24 protein-coding genes and 1 tRNA gene are annotated in these 21,249 nt (G+C 69.6%); 11 read left to right on the top strand and 14 right to left on the bottom strand.

The genetic code is table 11. From position 1 onward, the window contains the following. Nucleotides 1-4: 4 nt before the first annotated feature. Nucleotides 5-739, bottom strand: coding sequence for a VIT1/CCC1 transporter family protein (locus tag H7I41_RS11490; protein WP_264012709.1), 735 nt, complete (start codon nucleotides 737-739; stop codon nucleotides 5-7). Between the two features lie 99 nt (nucleotides 740-838). Between H7I41_RS11490 and H7I41_RS11485 the strand changes: the two genes are divergently transcribed. Continuing rightward, nucleotides 839-2,779 (top strand): acyl-CoA dehydrogenase family protein, encoded by a 1,941-nt coding sequence (locus tag H7I41_RS11485; RefSeq protein ID WP_264012708.1) that lies wholly within the window; start codon nucleotides 839-841, stop codon nucleotides 2,777-2,779. On the opposite strand, the gene H7I41_RS11480 is transcribed toward H7I41_RS11485, so the two are convergent. Further along, nucleotides 2,776-3,270, bottom strand: coding sequence for an LppP/LprE family lipoprotein (locus H7I41_RS11480; RefSeq protein ID WP_264012707.1), 495 nt, complete (start codon nucleotides 3,268-3,270; stop codon nucleotides 2,776-2,778). The genes H7I41_RS11485 and H7I41_RS11480 overlap by 4 nt on opposite strands. An 87-nt stretch (nucleotides 3,271-3,357) precedes the next feature. Here H7I41_RS11480 and H7I41_RS11475 point away from each other — a divergent pair, with 87 nt between their 5' ends. The 3 genes from H7I41_RS11475 (at nucleotide 3,358) to H7I41_RS11465 (ending at nucleotide 4,625) form a co-directional block, all read left to right on the top strand. Further along, complete coding sequence (locus H7I41_RS11475) at nucleotides 3,358-3,693, top strand: hypothetical protein (RefSeq protein ID WP_264012706.1); 336 nt, start codon at nucleotides 3,358-3,360, stop codon at nucleotides 3,691-3,693. Nucleotides 3,694-3,790: 97 nt separating this feature from the next. After that, the gene (locus tag H7I41_RS11470; protein ID WP_264012705.1) at nucleotides 3,791-4,117 is read left to right on the top strand and encodes an ArsR/SmtB family transcription factor; all 327 of its coding nucleotides are present in this window, start codon (nucleotides 3,791-3,793) and stop codon (nucleotides 4,115-4,117) included. Between the two features lie 13 nt (nucleotides 4,118-4,130). Then, nucleotides 4,131-4,625 (top strand): SRPBCC family protein, encoded by a 495-nt coding sequence (locus H7I41_RS11465; RefSeq protein ID WP_264012704.1) that lies wholly within the window; start codon nucleotides 4,131-4,133, stop codon nucleotides 4,623-4,625. A 28-nt stretch (nucleotides 4,626-4,653) separates the two neighbouring features. Here the strand turns inward: H7I41_RS11465 and H7I41_RS11460 are convergent, their stop codons facing one another. Together H7I41_RS11460 and H7I41_RS11455 are read right to left on the bottom strand one after the other, a co-directional pair. Next, on the bottom strand, nucleotides 4,654-4,899 hold the full coding sequence (locus tag H7I41_RS11460; RefSeq protein WP_264012703.1) for a hypothetical protein: 246 nt from the start codon (nucleotides 4,897-4,899) through the stop codon (nucleotides 4,654-4,656). Between the two features lie 221 nt (nucleotides 4,900-5,120). Next, nucleotides 5,121-5,196: transfer RNA gene (locus H7I41_RS11455), tRNA-Asn, on the bottom strand. Between the two features lie 145 nt (nucleotides 5,197-5,341). On the opposite strand from H7I41_RS11455, the gene H7I41_RS11450 reads away from it, so the two are divergent. Continuing rightward, nucleotides 5,342-5,599, top strand: coding sequence for a hypothetical protein (locus tag H7I41_RS11450; protein WP_264012702.1), 258 nt, complete (start codon nucleotides 5,342-5,344; stop codon nucleotides 5,597-5,599). On the opposite strand, the gene H7I41_RS11445 is transcribed toward H7I41_RS11450, so the two are convergent. From H7I41_RS11445 to H7I41_RS11430, 4 genes are read right to left on the bottom strand one after another with little or no spacing between them, the layout of a single operon-like run. Further along, nucleotides 5,596-5,931 (bottom strand): DUF7155 family protein, encoded by a 336-nt coding sequence (locus H7I41_RS11445; RefSeq protein ID WP_372503731.1) that lies wholly within the window; start codon nucleotides 5,929-5,931, stop codon nucleotides 5,596-5,598. The genes H7I41_RS11450 and H7I41_RS11445 overlap by 4 nt on opposite strands. Nucleotides 5,932-5,947: 16 nt before the next feature. Further along, nucleotides 5,948-7,870 carry a DNA primase gene (gene dnaG / locus H7I41_RS11440; RefSeq protein WP_264012700.1) on the bottom strand — a complete coding sequence of 641 codons (1,923 nt, stop codon included), beginning with the start codon at nucleotides 7,868-7,870 and terminating at the stop codon, nucleotides 5,948-5,950. A gap of 20 nt (nucleotides 7,871-7,890) precedes the next feature. Beyond that, on the bottom strand, nucleotides 7,891-9,159 hold the full coding sequence (locus tag H7I41_RS11435; RefSeq protein ID WP_264012699.1) for a deoxyguanosinetriphosphate triphosphohydrolase: 1,269 nt from the start codon (nucleotides 9,157-9,159) through the stop codon (nucleotides 7,891-7,893). A gap of 40 nt (nucleotides 9,160-9,199) precedes the next feature. Continuing rightward, nucleotides 9,200-10,276 (bottom strand): carotenoid 1,2-hydratase family protein, encoded by a 1,077-nt coding sequence (locus H7I41_RS11430; RefSeq protein WP_264012698.1) that lies wholly within the window; start codon nucleotides 10,274-10,276, stop codon nucleotides 9,200-9,202. A gap of 59 nt (nucleotides 10,277-10,335) precedes the next feature. Here H7I41_RS11430 and H7I41_RS11425 point away from each other — a divergent pair, with 59 nt between their 5' ends. Beyond that, nucleotides 10,336-11,313, top strand: coding sequence for a GlxA family transcriptional regulator (locus H7I41_RS11425; protein ID WP_264012697.1), 978 nt, complete (start codon nucleotides 10,336-10,338; stop codon nucleotides 11,311-11,313). A 5-nt stretch (nucleotides 11,314-11,318) separates the two neighbouring features. Further along, on the top strand, nucleotides 11,319-13,331 hold the full coding sequence (locus H7I41_RS11420; protein ID WP_264012696.1) for a TPM domain-containing protein: 2,013 nt from the start codon (nucleotides 11,319-11,321) through the stop codon (nucleotides 13,329-13,331). 28 nt (nucleotides 13,332-13,359) lie between these two features. Here H7I41_RS11420 and H7I41_RS11415 read toward each other — a convergent pair whose 3' ends face one another. After that, nucleotides 13,360-14,757 (bottom strand): glycine--tRNA ligase, encoded by a 1,398-nt coding sequence (locus tag H7I41_RS11415; protein WP_264012695.1) that lies wholly within the window; start codon nucleotides 14,755-14,757, stop codon nucleotides 13,360-13,362. A 71-nt stretch (nucleotides 14,758-14,828) separates the two neighbouring features. On the opposite strand from H7I41_RS11415, the gene H7I41_RS11410 reads away from it, so the two are divergent. Together H7I41_RS11410 and H7I41_RS11405 are read left to right on the top strand one after the other, a co-directional pair. Beyond that, the gene (locus H7I41_RS11410) at nucleotides 14,829-15,218 is read left to right on the top strand and encodes an ArsR/SmtB family transcription factor (RefSeq protein WP_372503730.1); all 390 of its coding nucleotides are present in this window, start codon (nucleotides 14,829-14,831) and stop codon (nucleotides 15,216-15,218) included. Continuing rightward, on the top strand, nucleotides 15,215-15,622 hold the full coding sequence (locus H7I41_RS11405; protein WP_264012694.1) for a Fur family transcriptional regulator: 408 nt from the start codon (nucleotides 15,215-15,217) through the stop codon (nucleotides 15,620-15,622). The genes H7I41_RS11410 and H7I41_RS11405 overlap by 4 nt, the downstream gene beginning before the upstream one ends. Here H7I41_RS11405 and H7I41_RS11400 read toward each other — a convergent pair. The 3 genes from H7I41_RS11400 to recO are packed head-to-tail and all read right to left on the bottom strand — an operon-like array spanning nucleotide 15,611 to nucleotide 17,769. Next, nucleotides 15,611-16,045 (bottom strand): hypothetical protein, encoded by a 435-nt coding sequence (locus H7I41_RS11400; protein WP_264012693.1) that lies wholly within the window; start codon nucleotides 16,043-16,045, stop codon nucleotides 15,611-15,613. The genes H7I41_RS11405 and H7I41_RS11400 overlap by 12 nt on opposite strands. Before the next feature lie 10 nt (nucleotides 16,046-16,055). Continuing rightward, complete coding sequence (locus H7I41_RS11395; RefSeq protein WP_264012692.1) at nucleotides 16,056-16,988, bottom strand: decaprenyl diphosphate synthase; 933 nt, start codon at nucleotides 16,986-16,988, stop codon at nucleotides 16,056-16,058. Further along, a complete protein-coding gene (recO, locus tag H7I41_RS11390) occupies nucleotides 16,939-17,769 on the bottom strand; it encodes a DNA repair protein RecO (protein WP_264012691.1) in 831 nt (276 codons plus the stop codon). The genes H7I41_RS11395 and recO overlap by 50 nt, the downstream gene beginning before the upstream one ends. Nucleotides 17,770-17,831: 62 nt before the next feature. Between recO and H7I41_RS11385 the strand changes: the two genes are divergently transcribed. Both H7I41_RS11385 and H7I41_RS11380 read left to right on the top strand, forming a co-directional pair. After that, nucleotides 17,832-19,277, top strand: a complete 1,446-nt coding sequence (locus tag H7I41_RS11385) for an amidase (protein WP_264012690.1) — start codon at nucleotides 17,832-17,834, stop codon at nucleotides 19,275-19,277. Nucleotides 19,278-19,523: 246 nt separating this feature from the next. Then, nucleotides 19,524-20,162, top strand: coding sequence for a hypothetical protein (locus tag H7I41_RS11380; protein ID WP_264012689.1), 639 nt, complete (start codon nucleotides 19,524-19,526; stop codon nucleotides 20,160-20,162). Between the two features lies 1 nt (nucleotide 20,163). Here the strand turns inward: H7I41_RS11380 and era are convergent, their stop codons facing one another. Both era and H7I41_RS11370 read right to left on the bottom strand, forming a co-directional pair. Beyond that, nucleotides 20,164-21,063 (bottom strand): GTPase Era, encoded by a 900-nt coding sequence (era, locus tag H7I41_RS11375; protein WP_264012688.1) that lies wholly within the window; start codon nucleotides 21,061-21,063, stop codon nucleotides 20,164-20,166. Then, the coding region (locus tag H7I41_RS11370; protein WP_505011363.1) for a cytidine deaminase-like protein at nucleotides 21,060-21,249 on the bottom strand (190 nt) is incomplete at its 5' end. The genes H7I41_RS11370 and era, both read right to left, overlap by 4 nt.

Here is a 21,249-nt window from a genome sequence, read left to right as displayed (position 1 = left end):
ACGATCAGACCACCGTGCCGATGAGCGAACCGACGGCATAGGTGGCCGCGATCGCCACCGCGCCGAGCACGAACTGCCGCGACGAGGCGAACCAGACCGGCTTGCCGGTGAAACGGGCGGCGGCGCCGCCGGCCAGGAACAGCCCGACGCCGCCCAGAGCCAGTCCGGCCCAGAGCGATTCGAAGCCCAACAGGAACGGGATCAGCGGCACCACCGCGCCGATCGCGAACATGAAGAACGACGAGAGGGCTGCCACGTAGGGTGACGGCTTCTCCCTGGGGTCGACGCCGAGTTCCTGCACCAGGTGGAAGTTGATCGCCCGGTTCTCGTCGCGGTGGATCTCCGCGGACGCGGCGTCGGCCGTCTGTGGCGTCATCCCCATGGTCACCAGCATGTCGGTCAGCTCGGCCCGCTCGGCCTGCGGGTGCCTGCGGAACGCCCGCTTCTCCACCCGCACCTCGGCCTCGATCTGCTCGTTGGCCGTCCGCACCGAGGTGTACTCACCGAGCGCCATCGAGAACGCGCCGGCGACCAGGCCCGCCATCCCGCTGAGCACCACGGCCGGGGCGTGTGCGGCAGCACCGACGCCTGCGATCAGCGCGGTGTTGCTCACCAGGCCGTCCATCGCGCCGAACGTCGCGGCCCGCAGCCAGCCGCCGCTGACGTCGCCGTGCCGGTGGTCGAAGTCGTGCGGCCGCCATGGTGCGGGTCCGGGTGACGCCGACTGAGGCTGGGTCATGCCACGATTCAACCCCGGCCCGTGCCCGGTATCCAGCAAGGTAAGCCTGGGTTTCGCACATCACAGTTTCCCCGCGCGGACCACGGGTTACCGTCAGGTATGACCACCACTGCGGAGCATCTACGCAACTCGCTCGACGGCCGCTGGCGCGACGTCAAGAACCAAATGCGCGAGGAGCTCTCCACGGAGATCTTCAAACCGCACTACACGCCCAACACCGTGATCGCCCGCACCAAGGTGGCCGAGCAGCTGCGGATCATGGCCGCGAAGGGTGCGGCCGAGGACGGGTTCAAGAAGGAGCACGGCGGCAACGGTGACGTCGGCGCCGCCATCACCCAGATCGAGATGCTGGCGATGTCGGACCTGTCACTCATGGTGAAGGCCGGTGTGCAGTGGGGCCTGTTCGGCGGCGCCGTGGAGAACCTCGGCACCGAACGGCACCACGAGGAGTACGTGCCCAAGATCATCTCCTGCGAACTGCTCGGCTGTTTCGCGATGACCGAGACCGGGCACGGCAGCGACGTCCAGTCGCTCGAGACGACCGCCACCTACGACCCCGCCACCGGTGAGTTCGTGGTCAACTCCCCCACCCCGACGGCGCGCAAGGACTACATCGGCGGTGCGGCTCAGACCGCCCGGATGGCAGCGGTTTTCGCCCAGCTGATCACCCACGAGAACGGCGAGCCGGTCCACCACGGCGTGCACTGCGTGCTGGTACCGATCCGCGACGAGGACGGCAACGACCTGCCCGGGGTGACCACGTCGGACTGCGACTACAAGGGCGGCCTGCCGGGCGTCGACAACGGCCGGATCGTGTTCGACAACGTCCGCGTACCGCGGGTGAACCTGCTCAACCAGTACGGCGACGTCAGTGAGGACGGCACGTACTCGTCGCCGATCGACAACCCCAACCGCCGCTTCTTCACGATGCTCGGCACCCTGATCCGCGGGCGGGTCACGGTGGGTGGCAGCGGTGCCGCGGCCGCGCGGGTGGCACTCGACATCGCCACCCGGTATGCGTTGCAGCGCAGGCAGTTCGAGGCGCCCGGCGACGACAAAGAGGTGCTCATCATGGACTACCTGGTGCACCAGCGCCGGTTGTTCCCGCTGATCGCGAGGTCGTACGCGCTGCAGTTCGCGCAGAACGAACTGGTGGCCAAGTGCCACGAACTGCAGAGCTCGGACAACCCCGACGCCGAGGAGCAGCGTGAGCTCGAGGCCAGGGCCGCGGGCCTGAAGGCGTCCAACACCTGGCATGCCAGCCGGGCCATCCAGGAGGCCCGGGAAGCCTGCGGCGGCGCAGGGTATCTGGCGGAGAACCGGCTCATCGGGTTGCGTGGTGACATCGACGTGTTCACCACGTTCGAGGGTGACAACCACGTGCTGACGCAACTGGTGGCCAAGGAGCTGCTGACCGCCTACGCCGACGACGTCAAGAGTATGAGCCCGGTCGGATGGGTGCGCTTCGCCGCCAACACCGTCGGCACCCGGGTGATGAAGCGCACAGCGGCCGAGACGATCATGCAGACCATCCTCGACACGCGCCAGGACAACGAAGAAGAGGGCAGCCTGTTCAACCGCGGCACCCAGGTGCAGATGTTCGAGGACCGCGAGGAGTACCTGCTGTCGTCGGTGGCCCGCCGGCTGCAGTCGAAGTCCAAGGAGATGTCGGCGTTCGACGCGTTCAACTCGGTGCAGGATCACGTGCTGCACACCGCGCAGGCCCACATCGACCGCATCGTGCTCGAGGCGTTCGTCGCAGGCATCGACGCGTGCGAGGACGAGGAGGCGCGCCGCATCCTCGGTATGGTCTGCGACCTCTACGCGTTGTCGGTGATCGAGGACGACAAGGCCTGGTTCATCGAGCACCGCTTCCTGTCGACCGAACGCGCCAAGGCGGTCACCCGCGGGATCAATGAACGGTGCCGCACGCTGCGGCCCTACGCCGAGACGCTGGTGGACGGCTTCGGGATCCCCGAGCAGCTCCGTTATGCGGCGATGATGGATCCCGAGGAGTTGATGACCGCCGGACCCGCCTAGGAGTTCGGGATCGGGTCGACCGCCTCGAGCGTGCCGCCGTCGCCCACCCGGAACCGTACGGTGCCGATTCCGGTCGGGCAGCACGGCGCATCGGCGCCCTGCCGCCACTGGTACTGCACGGTGACGAACTCGTCGCCCGAGTTCACGACGGCGACGTAGGGCCGGGGTTCGGGGGTGGCGGGCCCCAGCGGGGTCTGCCGGTCGAAGAACAACACCTGCGCCGGAACGTCGGGCGCGCTGCCGGGCCCCTTCAGCTGCACCCAGTACAACCGGCAGTTCGTCGCGTGACCGCTGCCCGTCTCGGTCCATGTCGCGCCCGGACCCGGTGGGGCGAGGGTGACGATCTCGCGCTGGACGGTGGCAGCGCCCGGGCCGTCGGTCGGCGCACAGGTGTCGGGCTTGGGCGGCGGGGCGCTCGGCGGGCTCCACCCGCAGCCGGCGGCGAGCAGACACCCGCCCAGCACGGCAACGGTCGCTCCGGTCACCCGCATGCCGCGAGCTTACGGAGTTCACGATCAGCGGGCCCGATCTCCTACGCTGCGTCGTGACGAAACATCTCGACAGAGAAGGAGTACCCGATGGCGTGGTTCCTCGCGCTGCAAGGCCCGCCCAAGGCCGGCGGCCAGTCGTTGCTCTACGAACTCGACGAGTCGGCCGACCGGGACAAGCTCGCCGAGGAGATGGCCAGCGCTGCTGTGCTGGATCGCGTCGTCCCGGTGCCGGCGGTGTTCCAGAGCCAGCGCAGGCCGGTGACGCTGTACGTGCGTCCGGCGGCGTGGGGCGTGTGGGCGTTCTACGAGATGTCCGACGAGGAACGTCGCCAGATGCTCGCGGCGAACCCGCTCGTCAACGCGCTCGCCCAGGCTGCGCGCCAGCAGCAGGGCAAGAAGCCGACAGGCCCGGGAGTGCCGTAGCCACCGGACCGATTCTCGACCACGCACGCCGATCACATTGGCGTGCATAGGGACGTATTCCTTGACAGGAATACGTCCCTCGCCCTACGTTGAGTTCGTGCAGGCGACGATCTTCGGGGCACTTGCCGAGCCGAGCCGGCTACGGATCGTCGAGTTGTTGCGCGCCGGCCCCCTGTCGGTCGGCGAGATCGCCGATACGCTCGACATCCGCCAGCCGCAGGCCAGCAAGCACCTCCGGGTGCTCGGTGAAGCGGGGATCGTCGCCGGGGAAGCGCTTGCCCGGCAACGCATCTACCACCTCGAGGCGGAGCCGTTCGCCGAGATCGGCCGCTGGGTCGAGTCGTTCGAACGGCTGTGGAACATCCGGCTCGACTCGTTGGGCAGGTTCCTCGAAGCCATCACCGACGACCCTCACGAGCACTGACGAAAGGACCACCATGTTCGGCCTGTTGAAGAAGACGAAGGAACTCGACCTCGAACGCGACTACCGCGCCCCCGTCGGTGTCGTGTGGGACGCCTGGACGCGTCCGGAGATGCTGCGGCAGTGGTGGGGTCCCGAGAAGACCTTCGTGCCCGAGTGCGAGATGGATCTGCGCGTCGGCGGCCGCATCCACGTGGTGATGGAGGCCGGCGAGGAGATGGGCAAGTACCAGGGCACCCGGTGGCCCATGACGGGCACCTTCACCCGCATCGAGGAGCCGTCGGCGCTGTCCTACGACGCCCGGTCCTGGACCGAGGGCGAGGAGGACACCTCGACCATCCACCACACCAACGACATCACCCTCGAGGAGCGCGACGGGACGACCACCGTGCGACTGCACGTCACGATCACCCAGATCGGCGCCAAGGCCAAGATGGCGGCCTTCGGCATGAAGTGGGGCTACAAGGCCCAGCTCGGCAAGCTCGACAAGCTGCTGGCCGCCCGTACCTGAGGTGTGGCGGCTGGGCTACCCGGCCGTGTCACCCGCATCCGCCGGTGCTCCACGGGATGGTGCAGAACTCCGGCATGTCGTCCATGTTCGGTGAGAACGATGCGGTCTCCAGCGATGTGGGGTCCGGCTTCGGTTCAGCTGTGGCCCCCTCGCCGCCGACGTGATAGGTGCCGTCCTTCGGGTACGTGCCCGCCTGCGCCACGTCCACACCGACGGCGCCCAACAACGCCGCCGCCCCTATCAGCGCGGCCACCAACCTGGCTTTGAACGGCATGTCGCGTCCTCTCCTCGATCGGTTCACCGATGGACGCAGGGTCGGCGCCGTTGCAGAACCTCGTTCTGTCCGCCCCATCGACTGTGTGGAAAAAGCGTAACCACGCCAGGGGTCGGGAACCCCGCCATGACAGGGGTCTGGCAGCAGAGCCACAGAAACCTTCAATGTGCTCTGGGCTGCACCCGACGCGGGGTGAGTGAGCGGTGCGACGGTGAAAGAGGTGGCTCCCCCGGCTGGACTCGAACCAGCAACCCTTCGGTTAACAGCCGAATGCTCTGCCAATTGAGCTACAGGGGACTGCCTGTCCGCGATCGTTGTCCGCGGATCGAGGGATGACTCTAGCGTACGCACCGAGCACCCCGCCAATGCGCTCCCGGGTCAGCGCGAGGTGGGCCACTTGAGGCAGGATGGAACCAACGAACCGTCTTGCGGGAGGGGCTTTGTGATCGGGTATGTCGCCGTGCTGGCGGTGGGTTACGTGTTGGGTTCGAAGGCCGGCCGTCGCCGCTACGAGCAGATCTCCGGGACCTACCGGGCGGTGACCAGCAGCCCAGCCGCCAAGGCCGTGATCGACGCCGGACGGCGGAAGGTGGCCGACCGGGTGTCTCCCGACCCGCAGATGGTGACGTTGACCCCGATCGACTCGGAGACCGATGTGCTCACGCCGCAACCGGCGGAGCAGCAGCGCAGAACGCGCTAGTTGACGCCCTGAGAGATCGTCCGGCCGGGCAGCAGCGGACCGGTGGAGATTCCCAGGCCGTTCTCGCCGAACGCGACCTGGGGCGTGCCGACGTTGATGCCGTTGCCGTTGGAGTAGGACAGGCAGTTGCCGTCCTCCTTGTTGCCGAACCAGGCCAGGCAGGCCGGGCCGGCGACATCCTGGGCCGGAGCGGCGCTCAGCGCCGACGCGGCGAAGGGTGCGGCGATGGCGGCCACGGCGAAGGCACCGGCGGCGATCGAACGTCGAACCTGCTTGGAGATCCTGGTCACGGCTTGCCTTCCTCGGACATGGTCGTACAGCGGATCCACCATAGCGTGCCGACGGCTTTCACGCAGTGAGGTCGTCACCGCTGGCCTGTTCCAGCAGGCTGCGGCGGTAGGCCTCCATCGCCACCAGATCCCCGAACAGCGCGTGGTAGTCATCGCTGTGGTCGACCGGTGACATCCGCTGCAGCTTCGACTTCACCTCGGCGATCTGCCTTCCGACCCACACCTCCTGCAGGCGGGCCAGCACTCCACCGATGTAGCGGGGCAGCTTCTCCTCATCCTCCACCTGGAATGCGTCGGCCCCCAGCTCGTTGACGAGGTTGGCCGCAGCCGGCGACGCCGTCTGCTCGCGCACCGCCTCGATCCACTGCGCCCCGGACAGCCCGGCCGACGTGCCGCCGGCCGCCGCGATGGCCGCGCGGACCGCCGCGTAACCGGGATGGGTGAAGCTGTCGACGGTCAACGTGTCGAACACCGGCCCGGCCAGCGCCGGATACTGCATGGCCGACTTGAGCGCCTCGCGCTGCGGCCACAGCGTCGGATCGGCCGGGTCCGGACGGGCAGGCGCGTCGGCCGCGGGCCGGGTGGCCCTGGCCGACGCCGACTCCGCGGTGCGCCGCCTGCCCTTGTCGGGCAGGCCCCGCTTCTGGGCCTCCTCGCGGACGCGGCTGAGCACCTGCGCCTCGTCGCTCCACCCGGTCCAGCCGGCCAGCCGGCGCGCGTACTCGTCGCGCAGGGCGTAGTCGCGGATCCGGGCCACCAGCGGCACACACCGGCGCAGCGCGTCCACCTGGGCCTGCGGGTCGTTGTCGAGGGTCTCCCCGTCGGGGATGAGGCTTCGGACCGCGAACTCGAACATCGGGATGCGCCGCGCCACCAGGTCGCGCAGCGCGTTGTCGCCGTATTTCAGCCGTAGGTCGCAGGGATCCATCCCGTCGGAAGCGATGGCGACGAACGACTTTCCGGCCACCTGCTGGTCACCGTCGAACGCCTTGAGCGCCGCCGCCTGGCCCGCCGCGTCGCCGTCGAACACGAAGATCAGCTCACCGCGGTACCAGTTGTCGTCCATCATCAGCCGGCGCAGCAGGGCGAGGTGGCCGTCACCGAACGCGGTGCCGCACGACGCCACGGCCGTGGTCTCGTGCGACAGGTGCATCGCCATCACGTCGGTGTAGCCCTCGACCACCACCGCACGGTGGGACTTGGCGATGTCGCGCTTGGCGAGGTCGAGCCCGAACAGCACCGACGACTTCTTGTACAGCACCGTCTCGGGGGTGTTGACGTACTTGGCCTCCATCGGGTCGTCGGCGAAGATGCGGCGGGCGCCGAACCCGATCACCTCCCCGCCGGGGGCCCGGATCGGCCAGAGCAGCCTGCGGTGGAAGCGGTCCATCGGTCCGCGCTTGCCCTCCCGCGACAGCCCGGCCGCCTCGAGCTCCTTGAACTCGAATCCCTTGCGCAGCAGGTGTTTGGTCAGCTTGTCCCAGCCCGACGGGGCGAAACCGCAGCCGAAGTGCGCCGCCGCCGCGGCGTCGAAGTTGCGTTCGATCAGGTACTGCCGCGCCGGGGCGGCCTCGTCGGACTGCAGTGCCTCGGCGTAGAACTCGGCGGCGGCGGCGTTGGCGGCCAGCAGCCTGCTGCGGCTGCCGCGGTCGCGCTGCACGTTCGTGGTGGACCCGCCGGTGTAGGTGACGGTGTAGCCCACGCGGTCGGCCAGCAGTTCGACCGACTCGACGAAGCTGACGTGCTCGATCTTCTGCAGGAAGGTGAAGACGTCGCCGCCCTCGCCGCAGCCGAAGCAGTGGAAGTGGCCGTGGTTGGGCCGGACGTGGAACGACGGCGACTTCTCGTCGTGGAAGGGACACAGGCCCTTGAGTGAGTCGGCGCCGGCGCGGCGCAACTGCACGTAGTCGCCGACGACGTCCTCGATGCTCACACGTTCACGGATGGCCGCGATGTCGCGATCTGGTATCCGCCCGGCCACCGATCCAGTCTAGAGGTCGGTCACAACGGTCTGGGCGAGCGCGCTTCGTGCACTCGTTCCAGCCGGCCCTCGGTGTAGGAGGCGATCTGATCGACCACCACCCGCAGCCGGGAGCCGTCGTCGGATGCCGCGTCGAATTCCGCGGCGAACTGCGGGTCGAGGCTGCTGGGGGCCTGCGCCCACAGCGCGAGCGCCACCTCCCGGATGCGGGTCCGCTGGTCGGCCTGGATCCGCAGATGCCCGTGGTCGGACATGATGAAGTGCAATGCCAGCATCTTGAGCACCGCCACCTCGGCGCGCACCAGCACCGGCACCGTCAGCTCGGTGTCGAATCGCCGCAGCGGGCCGGGTCCGGCGACGCCGCGCGTCTCGGTGATCGCGGCGTTGGCGAATCGGCCGACGAGTTCACTGGTCATCCGCTTGAGCGCGACCGAGGCGGCCAGGGTGCCGTCGTACTTGCCGACGTCGGCCACCACGGGGACCTTCGACAGCCGCTCGGCGGCGGCCAGCAGGTCCTCGGTCGCCAGCGTCGGGAAGGACTCGGCGCCCAGCCGGGCCAGCGACGCGGCCTCGTCGGCGTCGGCGAGCACCCGCAGGTCGATGCGTCCGGATATCACGCCGTCCTCGACGTCGTGCACCGAGTAGGCGACGTCGTCGGCCCAGTCCATCAACTGCGCCTCCAGGCACGGCCGGTCGGTGGGCGCGCCGCTGCGCACCCACTGCGCCGCGGTCATGTCGTCGTCGTAGAACCCGAACTTGCGGCGGTCGGCGGTGCGCTGCCACGGGTACTTGGTCACCGCGTCGAGCGCCGCCCTGGTCAGGTTCAGACCCGCGCCGCGCCCTTGCGGGTCAAGCACTTTGGGTTCGAGCCGGGTCAGGATCCTGAAGTTCTGCGCGTTGCCCTCGAAGCCGCCGAACACCGTGACGATCTCGTCGAGCGCCCGTTCGCCGTTGTGTCCGTACGGCGGATGCCCGATGTCGTGGGCCAGGCCGGCCAGGTCGACCAGGTCCGGGTCGCAGCCCAGCCCGACGGCCATCCCGCGGCCGATCTGCGCCACCTCCAGCGAGTGGGTCAGCCGGGTGCGCGGGGTCTCCCCCTCGCGCGGTCCGACGACCTGGGTCTTGTCAGCCAGCCGGCGCAGTGCCGCGCAGTGCAGCACGCGCGCGCGGTCGCGGGCGAAGTCAGTGCGGTGCTCGGTGTCGGCGCCCGGCAGCCCGGCGCCCTTGGGGTCCTCGACCACCAACCGCGCGCGGTCGAACTCGTCATAGGTATCCCGATATGCAGCCACCGACGCTCAGTCTGCCAGGGTGCTCATGCGGGCCGTGCCGTCACGCCTGGTGGCCGACCAGGGGAACGGCGCCCTGCCGCGGCGCCGCATGGCGGCGCTCGCCGAAATAGAGCAGTTCCCAGAGCGTTTGACCGTGTGCGGTCGCCGACCGGGCCGGGGTGCCGTGCTCGACGGTGACGTCGCCGGTGAAGCGCAGGTAGGCGCCCGCGGCACCCAGATCGAGTGTGAAGGCGTCGCGGCGGTGTTCGAAAGTCACGCCGAACCGCGCGTCGCCTTCGGCGATGCGGTATTCGAGTCGCCTGGCCACCGGGACTCCGGTCGCGTGTTCGACCGTGTCGGTGCCCGAGAACGCGACGCGGTCCGCACCCACGGCCGAGGCCACGATCTCACCGCCCTCGGCGACCATGACCGCAGGCAGCCTGGCGTGGTCGTAGGTGTCACGGCTGACGAAGTTCAGTGTCACGACGGTGTAGTCGCCGGCGCGGGCGCGGCCCCAGTACCAGTGGTCCAGGACCTTGCGCGGTGCGACGTTGCCCCAGTTGTGGTCGTGGTATCCGCTGCCCGAGGCCCGACGTGTCCGCCCGCCGATCGAGATGACCGCTTCAGCCGCACCGCGGGCGCACATGGGCAGCCACGCGATGTAGTGCTGCTCCTGCTCGCCGAAGAAGACATGCCCGGTCTCCGGCCGCCATGGCGGCACCTCCGGCGCCAGCGTGAAATCCGCGGTCATGTCGTCGATCTCCACGTGGATCGCGTAGCCCGCCGCGTCGCGGCGGAACGCGTTCGGGCCGATCCGGACGTCGCAGTCGTCGTCGGCCGCGGTGAAGTCCTCGGGTTCGCCGACGTGTGTCCAGTCGGTCCTGACGCCGTGCGGGTCGGTCAGGGTGAGCATCACGAACGGGGTCAGCGGCGCCTTCGGCGACACGTAAGGGGGCTTGGTGTGGAACTCCACGGTCACCGTCGACCCGTCGTCGAGGTGGGCGTCGAAGTACCACCACTCGAAGGTGCCGTCCGCGGCGGCGGTCCGCAGACCGTCTTCCCACGGTTCGATCTTGTTGCGCGACAGACCCAGTCGGGCGTAGTGGCGGTCGAGCGTGCCGATCAATGCGTTGGTCATGTGGCGACGCTAAGCCGCCCGATGGTCATAAATGCGACAGTAGGAATACTGTTTGCGACATGCATGTCGGGGTCGTCGCCGTGTCCGCCTGTTGGGACTCTGGACTGGTGACGCTGCTGGACGTCCTGCGCGGCGCCAACACGGCCGCCACCCAATTGGGCAGCGATGTTCCGCAGATCGCCGTCTCGACCGTCGGGGTGGACGACGAGCCGGTCCGGACGGCGGGCGGTTTGACTGTGCCGATCGACACGACCGTCGACGATCCACGGCTGGACTCCGTCGACCTCCTGGTCGTACCCGCCCTGGCGGTGAATTCGGCAAACGGGATCGTCGACGCCCTGCTGCGCGAAGACGTGCGGGCGGTTCGGCGTACGGTGCTCGATTGGGCGCGCGCCGGCCGGCGCCTGGCCGCCGCGTGCACCGGCACCTTCGTCCTGGCCGACGCGGGAGTGCTCGACGCCAAGCTGGCGACCACCAGTTGGTGGCTGGTCGACGAGTTCGCCCGGCGATACCCGCGGGTGACCCTCGACATGACACGCATGGTGGTCGCCGACGGTGTGATCACCACAGCGGGCGCGGCGTTCGCCCACATCGATCTCGCGATGCACATCGTCGCGTCGGCCAGCCCCCAGCTCGCCGATGCGGCAGCGGCGCTGCTGCTGATCGACCAGCGACCGGCCCGCAGCGTCGACAGCGCCCGCACGTATCTCGAGACCAGCGATCAGCTGGTCATCGACTTCGAGGCCTGGATCAGGACCAACCTCGACCGCGACATCAGCGTGCCGGACGCCGCGCACGCCATCGGCACTTCACGACGCACCCTTGAACGGCGGGTCCGTGACCAGCTGGCCGTCACGCCGTACGCGCTGATCCAGCGGCTGCGAGTGGAACGGGCTCAGCACCTGCGCCGAACCACGTCGCTGAATTCAGGCCAGATCGCGGCAATGGTCGGTTACCGCACACCGTCGGCATTGCGCAGGTCGATGCGGGCATTAAGCGACGGGGGCGCTGATCCGCCCGGCGAGTCACTACATTGACCACCATGCGTTTCGCCCGCCTGCTCAGCGTGGTGTGCGCCGTCCTCACGGTCGGCGTCCTCATCGCCCCGAACGCCGCCGCCGAACCACCGTTCCGGGTGCCGGACTACATCACCGACAACGCCGGCGCGCTCGACAGGACCCAGCGCGCCGAGGTGCATGCGGCCGTCGACCGGCTCTACGACACCCGCGGCACCCGGTTGTGGGTGGTGTACGTCGACCGCTTCGGCCAGGATCCGGTCGCCTGGGCCGACACGGCCACCGAGCTCAGTGACTTCGGCGACCACGACGCGCTGCTGGCCATTGCCGTCGTCGAACGGTCCTACGCGTTCCGGGTGCCGACCGCCGTAATCGGCCAGTCCGAGGCCGACCGGCTGCAGCGCAACGAGATCGAGCCGATGCTCCGCCGCCAGGACTGGGCCGGCGCGGCGATCACGGCGGCGCAGGGCCTCGACGTCGCCCCGCCGCAACCGCTGCACGTGTCGCCGCTGGCCATCGCGATCGTGCTGGTGCTCATCGTCGCGATCGGGCTGGTGCTCTGGTGGTGGCGACGCCGGCGCCGCCGCAAGCGCCGCGCCGCCGAGTTCGAGGCCGCCAAGCGGGTGGACCCCACAGATCCCAACGCATTGGCCGCCATTCCCATCGACGCGCTCGACGACCTGTCGAAGGCGATCGTGGTGGACGTCGACAACGCGGTGCGCACCAGCGACGGCGAACTGGCGATGGCGGTCGGGGAATTCGGCCCGCAGCGCACCGAACCGTTCGTTCGGGCCGTGGCGACGGCCAAAGCGGCATTGGCGCAGGCGTTCTCCGTGCGTCAGACGCTCGACGACGCGATCCCCGAGGCGCCACTGCAGCGACGCGACCTGCTGACCCGGGTGATCGTGTCCGCCGCGACCGCCGACCGCGAACTCGACGCGCAGAGCGAGGCGTTCGAGCAGCTGCGCGACCTGGTGATCAACGCGCCCGACCGGCTGGACACGCTGACCCAGCAGATGGTCGACCTGACGGCCCGTATCGCGCCCGCCGAGCAGACCCTGGCCGGCCTGCGTGCGCAATTCGACGCCGCCGCACTGTCTTCGGTGGCCGGGAACATCGACGCGGCCAAGGAGCGGCTCGCGTTCGCCGATCGTCACATCACCTCGGCGCGGGCGCTGGTGGCGCGGCCCGCCGGCGATCAGATCGGCCTGGTGGACGCCGTGCGTGCGGCCGAGTCGGCGCTGGCGCAGGCTCGCCAGCTGTTCGAGGCGCTCGACAGTGCCGCAGGCGACATCAACCGGGCGGTGGCGAGCCTGCCCGCGGCGATCGCCGACCTGCGTGCCGGTATCGCGCACGCCGGAAGCCTGCTGCAGAAGCCGGACACACCGCAGGCCGCCGAACTCACCGCCGCGCTGAAGAAGGCCAACGACGCGGTGCGCGCCGCCGAGGCCGGCGGGCCGACCGATCCACTGGGCACCTTCACGGCGCTGACCAAGGCCGACGCGGATCTGGACCGGCTGCTGGCCAGCGTGCACGAGCAGCGCGAAGCCGCCGAGCGGCTGGTCCGCGCACTGGACCAGGCGGTGGTCACCGCCCAGTCGCGGATCCGGGCGGTGTCGGACTTCATCGACACCCGCCGCGGCAGCATCGGCCCGGAGGCGCGCACCCGGCTCGCCGAAGCGGGCCGCCAGCTCGAGGCGGCGCAGGCCAAGCGCAGCACCGATGTGAGCGAGGCCGTCGCGCACGCCAACGGCGCGTCCATGCTCGCCGCGCAGGCGCAGTCGCTGGCCAACGACGACGTCCAAGCCGCCCAGCAGACCTTCACCTCGCATTATCCCGGCGGCGGCTCGGACCTGGGGGCGGTGATCGGCGGCATCATCATCGGCAACGTGCTTCGCGGCGGCTTCAGCGGCGGCTTCGGCACGAGTGGCTGGAGCGGCGGGTACAGCGGCGGCCGCGGAATGGGGCGGTCGACGTCGTTCGGCGGCTCGTCGCGGTCGTCGGGCCGCAGCTACAGCGGCGGCGGCGGCCGGTTCTAGGCTCCGCTTCCCCGGCGGGAGAGAAGCGCTAGGCGCCCTTGAGGCGGACGGCCAGGTAGTCGGAGACCTCCGACAGCGCGACCCGGTCCTGGGTCATCGCGTCGCGCTCGCGGATGGTCGCCGACTGGTCCTCGAGCGAGTCGAAGTCGACGGTCACGCAGAACGGCGTGCCGATCTCGTCCTGGCGGCGGTAGCGGCGCCCGATCGCCCCGGCGTCGTCGAACTCGACGTTCCACGACTTGCGCAGTTCGGCCGCCAGGTCGCGGGCCTTCGGCGACAGGTCGGCGTGCCGCGACAGCGGCAGCACCGCGGCCTTCACCGGCGCCAGCCGCGGATCCAGCTTGAGCACGGTGCGCTTGTCGACGCCGCCCTTGGCGTTGGGCGCCTCGTCCTCGGTGTACGCGTCGACCAGGAACGCCATCAGCGACCGAGTCAGGCCGGCGGCCGGCTCGATGACATACGGCGTGTAGCGCGTCTCGGTGGCCTGGTCGTAGTACGACAGGTCGACGCCGGAATGCTTGGCGTGCGTGGACAGGTCGAAGTCGGTGCGGTTGGCCACGCCCTCGAGCTCACCCCACGGGTTGCCCGCGAAGCCGAACTTGTACTCGATGTCGACCGTGCGGTCCGAGTAGTGCGACAGCTTGTCCTTCGGATGCTCGTAGAGCCGTAGGTTGTCGCGGTCGATGCCGAGGTCGACGTACCACTGCAGCCGGGTGTCGATCCAGTACTGGTGCCACTCGGGCGCCGTCGACGGCTCGACGAAGAACTCCATCTCCATCTGCTCGAACTCGCGGGTGCGGAAGATGAAGTTGCCGGGGGTGATCTCGTTGCGGAAGCTCTTGCCGATCTGGCCGATGCCGAACGGCGGCTTGCGCCGCGACGTGGTCACCACGTTCGCGAAGTTCACGAAGATGCCCTGGGCGGTCTCGGGCCGCAGATAGTGCATGCCCTCCTCGGTCTCGATCGGGCCGAGGTAGGTCTTGAGCATCATGTTGAAGTCGCGCGGCTCGGTCCACTGACCCTTGGTGCCGCAGTCCGGGCAGACGATCTCGGTCATCGGCACGGTGTCTGGATCAACGGCGGTGTCGCGCGTCCCCTTCTTCAGGGCGTACGCCTCCTGCATGTGGTCCTGCCGGTGCCGCTTGTGGCAGTTCAGGCATTCCACGAGCGGGTCGTTGAACACCTCGACGTGGCCCGAGGCCACCCACACCTCGCGGGGCAGGATGATCGCGCTGTCCAGGCCGACGACGTCGTCGCGGCCGGTGACCACCGACCGCCACCACTGCCGCTTGATGTTCTCCTTGAGCTCGACGCCCAGTGGCCCGTAGTCCCACGCCGACTTCGTGCCGCCGTAGATCTCACCCGACTGGTAGACCAGGCCACGGCGTTTCGCGAGGTTCGCAACGGTGTCGATGATGGATGCCACGGTGCATCAGCGTAGCGACACCTGAGGGACCGATTGACATGCGTATGCCTGCATGTATTGTGGCTGGCATAATGAAAACCATTCCCACTATTGCTGATGGGGGCGCAGAGGACGGCGGCGGGCCGGTCGAGCACGGCCACCAGCACGGCGCCGCGCCGATGCCCGAGCTGCCCGCACGTGAGGTGCTCGAGACCGCGGGTGAGCTGCTGCGCGCGCTGGCCGCACCGGTCCGCATCGCGATCGTCCTGCAGCTGCAGCAGTCCCAGCGGTGCGTGCACGAGCTGGTCGACGCGCTCGGCGTGCCGCAGCCGCTGGTCAGCCAGCACCTGCGCATCCTCAAGCAGTCCGGCGTGGTGGCCAGTGAGCGCTCCGGCCGCGAGGTGCTCTACCGCCTCGTCGACCATCACCTCGCCCACATCGTGGTCGACGCCGTCGCGCACGCCGCCGAGGACCCGCGATGACGGGCGCCGGCACCGGCGTCCGGGCCACCCGGCAGCGCGCGGCGATCACCGAACTGCTCGGCGAACTCGACGACTTCAGGTCCGCCCAGGAGTTGCACGACGAGCTGCGACGACGCGGCGAGGGCATCGGCCTGACGACGGTCTACCGCACCCTGCAGGCGATGTCCGCGGCAGGCGTGGTCGACACCCTGCGCACCGACACCGGCGAGTCGGTCTACCGGCGCTGCTCGGAGCACCACCACCACCACCTGGTGTGCCGGACGTGCGGGGCGACCGTCGAGATCCAGGGCCGGTCGGTGGAGACGTGGGCCGCGGACATCGCCCGCAGGCACGGCTTCTCCGACGTCAGCCACACCATCGAGATCTTCGGGGTGTGCGGCGCCTGCGCCTCGTCAGCCGAGTAGCGACCGGCGCACGTCGGCGCCGGCCGCGAGCACCATCATGATCAGCGTGCGCAGTGCCTCGTCGGACAGCCCGTTGCCCGGGAAGTTGTAGCGCAGCAACACATCCGCGGTCTTCTTGGAGTTGCGCTTCGCCGACGCGGCAACCGCGGCCTCGCCGCTCTTGGCCGCCAGTGACACCGTGCCCAGCAGCGTGGCGTGCGCGTGTTCGGCGACCTTCGCCCGCAGTTTCGCGTCCAGCGGCTGGTCCCACACCAGCATCTGGGTCAGCGCCACCAGGTCCAGGCCTTCGGCGACGGGCACCACCCGCAGCGAGGCGAACGTCTCGTCGTAGTGCACGGTGATCGCGCCGTCGGATTCCCGCACCACCGGCAGCGCCTCGGTGAGCGCCGACGCCAGCCGCTGCGGCAGGTCGGGTGTGGTCACGGTGCGCCGCTCAGGCCCTGCCGAAGCGACGGTTGCGGCTGACGTACTCCTCGCACGCCGCCCACAGGTCGCGCCGGTCGTAGTCCGGCCAGAGCTTGTCCTGGAAGACGTATTCGGCGTAGGCGGACTGCCACAGCAGGAAGTTGCTGGCCCGCTGCTCCCCCGATGTGCGGATGAACAGGTCGACATCGGGGATGTCCGGCCGGTGCAGGTGCTTGGCGAACGCCGCCTCGGTGATGCGGCCCGGCTTGACCTTGCCGTCGGCGGCCTCCTGCGCCAGCACACGCGCGGCCTCGACGATCTCGGTGCGGCCGCCGTAGTTCACGCAGTAGTTGATGGTGATGACGTCGTTGCCGACCGTCATCTCCTCGGCGATGTCGAATTCCTTGCTCACGCTGCGCCACATCCGGGGCCGAGACCCCACCCAGCGCATCCGCACGCCCATGTCGTTGAGGTTCTCCCGCCGGCGCTTGACCACCTCGCGGTTGAACCCCATCAGAAACCGCACCTCGTCGGTGCTGCGCTTCCAGTTCTCGGTGGAGAAGGCGTACACCGTCAGGTGTTTGATGCCGATCTCGATGGCGCCGCAGGTGATGTCGATGAGCACCGCCTCGCCCATCTTGTGGCCCTCGGTGCGGCCGAGCCCGCGCTGGGTGGCCCAGCGGCCGTTGCCGTCCATCACCACGGCGACGTGCTGGGGCACCTGGTCGGCCGGGATCTTCGGCGCGGCGGCCTTGCTGGTGTGCTGCGGCGGGCGGCAGAACGGGCCGTTGGTCTTCGGCGGCAGCTCGGGGAACACCACCGGCCACGTCGACTTGTCGGGGAAGGTGGGGTAGTCGTCGGGCGCCGGGTCGAGTTGCGGGAATTCGCCTTTCCGCGCCCTCTTCTTGCGCTCAGCCGCCTGCGGCAAGCTGTTCGCCTGGTTCGTCGCCACGGTGGACATCCTGCCCCAACCGCGCGATGCGGTGGTCGGCGACCGTGCGATCCATCCGATAGAAACGCTCGACCAGCGGCAACGTCTGCAACTGTCGCTCCAGGTGCCACTGCAGATGCGCCGCGACCAGTCCGCTGGCCTGACTGCGGTGCGCCGAGGACGACGCCTCGGCCGCATCCCAGTCGCCGTCGTGCAGCGCGGCCATCAGGTCCACCACCCCCTGCGGCGGCGTCACCGACCCCGACGGCCTGCAGTGCACGCACACGCTGCCGCCCGCGCCCACGTGGAACGCCCGGTGCGGACCGGGGGTGGCGCACCGGGCACATTCGGTGAGCGCCGGCGCCCACCCGGCGATCCCCATGGCGCGCAGCAGGTAGGCGTCGAGCACCAGCTCCCGGGGGCGGCTGCCCTCGGCGACCGCCCGCAACGCCCCGACGGTCAGCCTGTGCAGCGCGGGTACCGGTGCGTGTTCCTCGCCCGCCAGCCGTTGCGCGGTCTCGAGCACCGCGCAGGCGCAGGTGTAGCGGCCGTAGTCGCTGACGATGTCACTGGCGAATGCGTCGATGGCCTGCACCTGGGTGACGATGTCGAGGTTGCGGCCCGGGTGCAGTTGAACGTCGATGTAGGCGAACGGCTCGAGCCGGGCGCCGAACTTGCTCCTGGTGCGCCGCACCCCCTTCGCCACCGCGCGGACCAGCCCGTGGTCGCGGGTGAGCAAGGTGACGATGCGGTCGGCCTCGCCGAGTTTGTGTTGGCGCAGCACGACGGCGCGGTCCCGGTACAGCCGCATCGTCACAGTCTTCCACCACGCCCCGACATGAGCCGGTAAGCACGCCGTTACGCTCGGCGGTGATGCTCGACTCGCCATCCCCCCGCCCGCCGCGCACCGCCTTCCCCACCCTCACCGACCAGCTCTATCAACTGGCCAGCGGTGCGGTCAGCTCGGTCGAGCTGGTCGCCCGCTCGCTGGCCGCCATCGAGGCCAGCCAGCCCACCCTCAACGCCTTCCGGGTGGTGCTGGCCGACCAGGCCCGCGCCGACGCCGTCCGGGCCGACCGCCAGCGCGCCGCAGGCGCCCAGCAACCGCTGCTCGGCATCCCGATCGCAGTCAAGGACGACGTGGACATCGCCGGGGTGCCCACCCGCTTCGGCGCCGACGGGACGGTGCGCCCGGCGCGTGAGGATTCCGAGGTGGTGCGCAGGCTGCGGGCCGCCGGTGCGGTCATCGTCGGCAAGACCAACACCTGCGAGCTGGGCCAGTGGCCCTTCACCAGCGGGCCGGCGTTCGGCCACACCCGCAACCCGTGGTCGCGCGACCACACCCCCGGCGGCTCGTCGGGCGGCAGCGCTGCGGCCGTGGCCGCCGGCCTGGTCACCGCGGCGATCGGCTCCGACGGCGCGGGCAGTGTGCGGATCCCGGCGGCGTGGTGTCACCTCGTCGGCATCAAACCGCAGCGCGGGCGCATCTCCACCTGGCCGCTGCCCGAGGCGTTCAACGGCATCACGGTCAACGGCGTGCTCGCGCGCACCGTCATCGACGCCGCACTGGTCCTCGACGCGGCGTCGGGCAACGCGGCGGGCGACCTGCACCGGCCGGACCCGGTTCGGGTGGCGGACTTCGTCGGCCGGGCTCCGGGCCCGCTGCGCATCGCGATGTCGACGAAGTTCCCGTTCACGGTCTTCAGGGCGAAACTCCACCCGGAGATCCGCACCGCGATGCAACGCGTCGCGGGCCAGCTCGAACAGCTGGGTCACACCGTGATCGCCGCCGATCCCGACTACACCGTCGGCATGTCGTGGAACTTCCTGTCGCGCAGCACCTCCGGACTACTGGATTGGGCCGAGCGGCTCGGCCCCGGGGTCGAACTGGACAAGCGCACGAAAGCCAACCTGCGGACCGGCCGGCTGTTGTCGGAGCACGTGCTGCGCAAGGCGCGGCGCCGGGAGGCCGCGGCGCAGCGGCGCATCGGGTGGGTGTTCAACATCGCCGACGTGGTGCTGGCGCCGACCACCGCCCTGCCTGCGCCGCCGGTGCACGACTTCGACCGGCGCGGCGGGCTGTCGACCGACCGCACGATGATCAAGGCGTGCCCGGTGACGTGGCCGTGGAATCTACTGGGGTGGCCGTCGATCAACGTGCCCGCCGGCTTCACCGCCGACGGGCTGCCGATCGGAGTCCAGCTCATGGGGCCGGAGGCCAGCGAACCGCTGCTGGTGTCGCTGGCCGCCGAACTCGAGGCCATCAACGGCTGGGTGACCATGCAGCCGGCACGGTGGTGGGACGACGTACCCGGGTGATCCCGGGACCGACAGAGGGTCAGGGATAGGGAAAGACCCGATTCATCCCCCCGCGCGCGGCAATAGCGTCGAGGCCTCACCCGCGTGGAAGCACGCCGGCTCCACGGCGCTTCTGCATGGCAGCGGTCGGCGCATCTTCGCGGCGTGAGGTAGCGCCCTACGCTATCGAGCCCGATTCGTGCTCAATAGCGTCACTTTCGCCGGCAGCCGGGGAAGCGCTGCCGCATCCCAACTGGAGGACGATCGATGAACAGCACGAAGCTCATTCCGCTGTCCGCGGCACTGATGGCGGCAGCCGCCCTCACACCGGCGCCGGTGTCGGCCCAACCTTTCGGACCCGACACCTGTATCAGCGGATTTGTCTGGCGCGAGGCGGCGCCGGGTGACAACGTCTGCGTCACGCCGGCCACCCGCGACGCCACCGCGGCACAGAACGCACAGGCCGTCGCCAATCGGGATCCCAACGGCGCGTTCGGATCCAACAGTTGCAAGCAGGGATTCGTGTGGCGTGAGGCGTTCGACGGCGACGTCGTGTGCGTGACCCCGGACGTGCGGGCCGCCACGAAGGCCGACAACGCCCAGGCGGCATCCAGGAAGGTCGGCACTCAGGCTCCGCCAGCGGCGTCCGCGCAGTTGCGCAGCGTCCTCTTCGAGGTGACGGGGACAGGCACCGTGTACTCGATCGACCTGGATCCGGGCGGTCGCCTTCCCGAGGGCACCACTGCGCCGTTCCACCAGACCACGGCAATCGGCCCGGACGTATCGCTGCTCCAGGTCGTCGTCGTCACCAAGTCCGGTAGCCAGGGGTGCCGCATCACGGTCGACGACACGGTGGTGGCAGAAGTGGCGCCCGGTGACGCGGCGCACTGCACCGCATACCTGTGAACTAGAAACCCAAGCGGCCCAACTGTTTCGGATCGCGCTGCCAGTTCTTGGCGATCTTCACCCGCAGCTCCAGGTACACCTTGGTGCCGAGCAGCTTCTCGATCTGGGTGCGGGCGGCGGTGCCGACTTCCCGGAGTCTGGCACCGCCCTTGCCGATCACGATGCCCTTCTGGCTGTCGCGTTCGACGTAGAGGATGGCATGCACATCGATCAGGTCGTCCCGGTCTTCGCGCGGGTTGATCTCCTCGATCACCACGGCGAGGGAGTGCGGTAGTTCGTCGCGCACACCTTCGAGGGCGGCCTCGCGGATCAGCTCGGCCATCAGCGTCTCCTCGGGCTCATCGGTCAGCTCACCGTCGGGGTAGAAGGCCGGCCCCGGCGGCAGCTGGGCTGCGAACACGTCGATGAGCACGTCGAGTTGTTCGTCGGCGGTGGCCGACACCGGCACGATCTCGGTGTCCGGCCCCACCAGCTCGCTGACCGCCATCAGCTGCGCGGCGACCTTCTCCTTGGAGACCTTGTCGATCTTGGTGACGATCGCGACCAGCGTGGTCCTCGGCGCCACCGCCTTGATCTGCTCGAGGATCCACCGGTCGCCGGGGCCGATCGCCTCGTCGGCGGGGATGCACAACCCGATGACGTCGACCTCGGAGTAGGTGTTCTTCACCAGCTCGTTGAGCCGCTGCCCCAGCAGCGTGCGCGGCCGGTGCAGGCCAGGGGTGTCGACGAGGATGATCTGGAAGTCGGTGCGGTGCACGATGCCGCGGATGGTGTGCCGCGTGGTCTGCGGCCGGTTCGAGGTGATCGCCACCTTGGTGCCCACCAGCGCGTTCGTCAGCGTCGACTTGCCGGTGTTCGGCCGTCCGACGAAACACACGAACCCCGAGCGGAATTCGCTCACGCGGTGACCGTTCCCGCCCGGTCGGTGACGATGACGGCGGCGCCCGGTGACAGCTCGCGCACCGCGGCGACACCGGCGTCGTCGCCCGCCCCGCCGACGAGCACGGCTGCCTCCAGGCCTGTCGCCCCGCTCGACACCGCGGCGGCCACCGCGGCCTGCAGGGCCACCGCGGCCTGCAGGGCCGTC

The organism is [Mycobacterium] manitobense, assembly GCF_025821665.1.
In the GTDB taxonomy this organism is placed as follows: domain Bacteria; phylum Actinomycetota; class Actinomycetes; order Mycobacteriales; family Mycobacteriaceae; genus Mycobacterium; species Mycobacterium arseniciresistens.
This window is presented reverse-complemented; position numbering and strand designations above follow the sequence as displayed.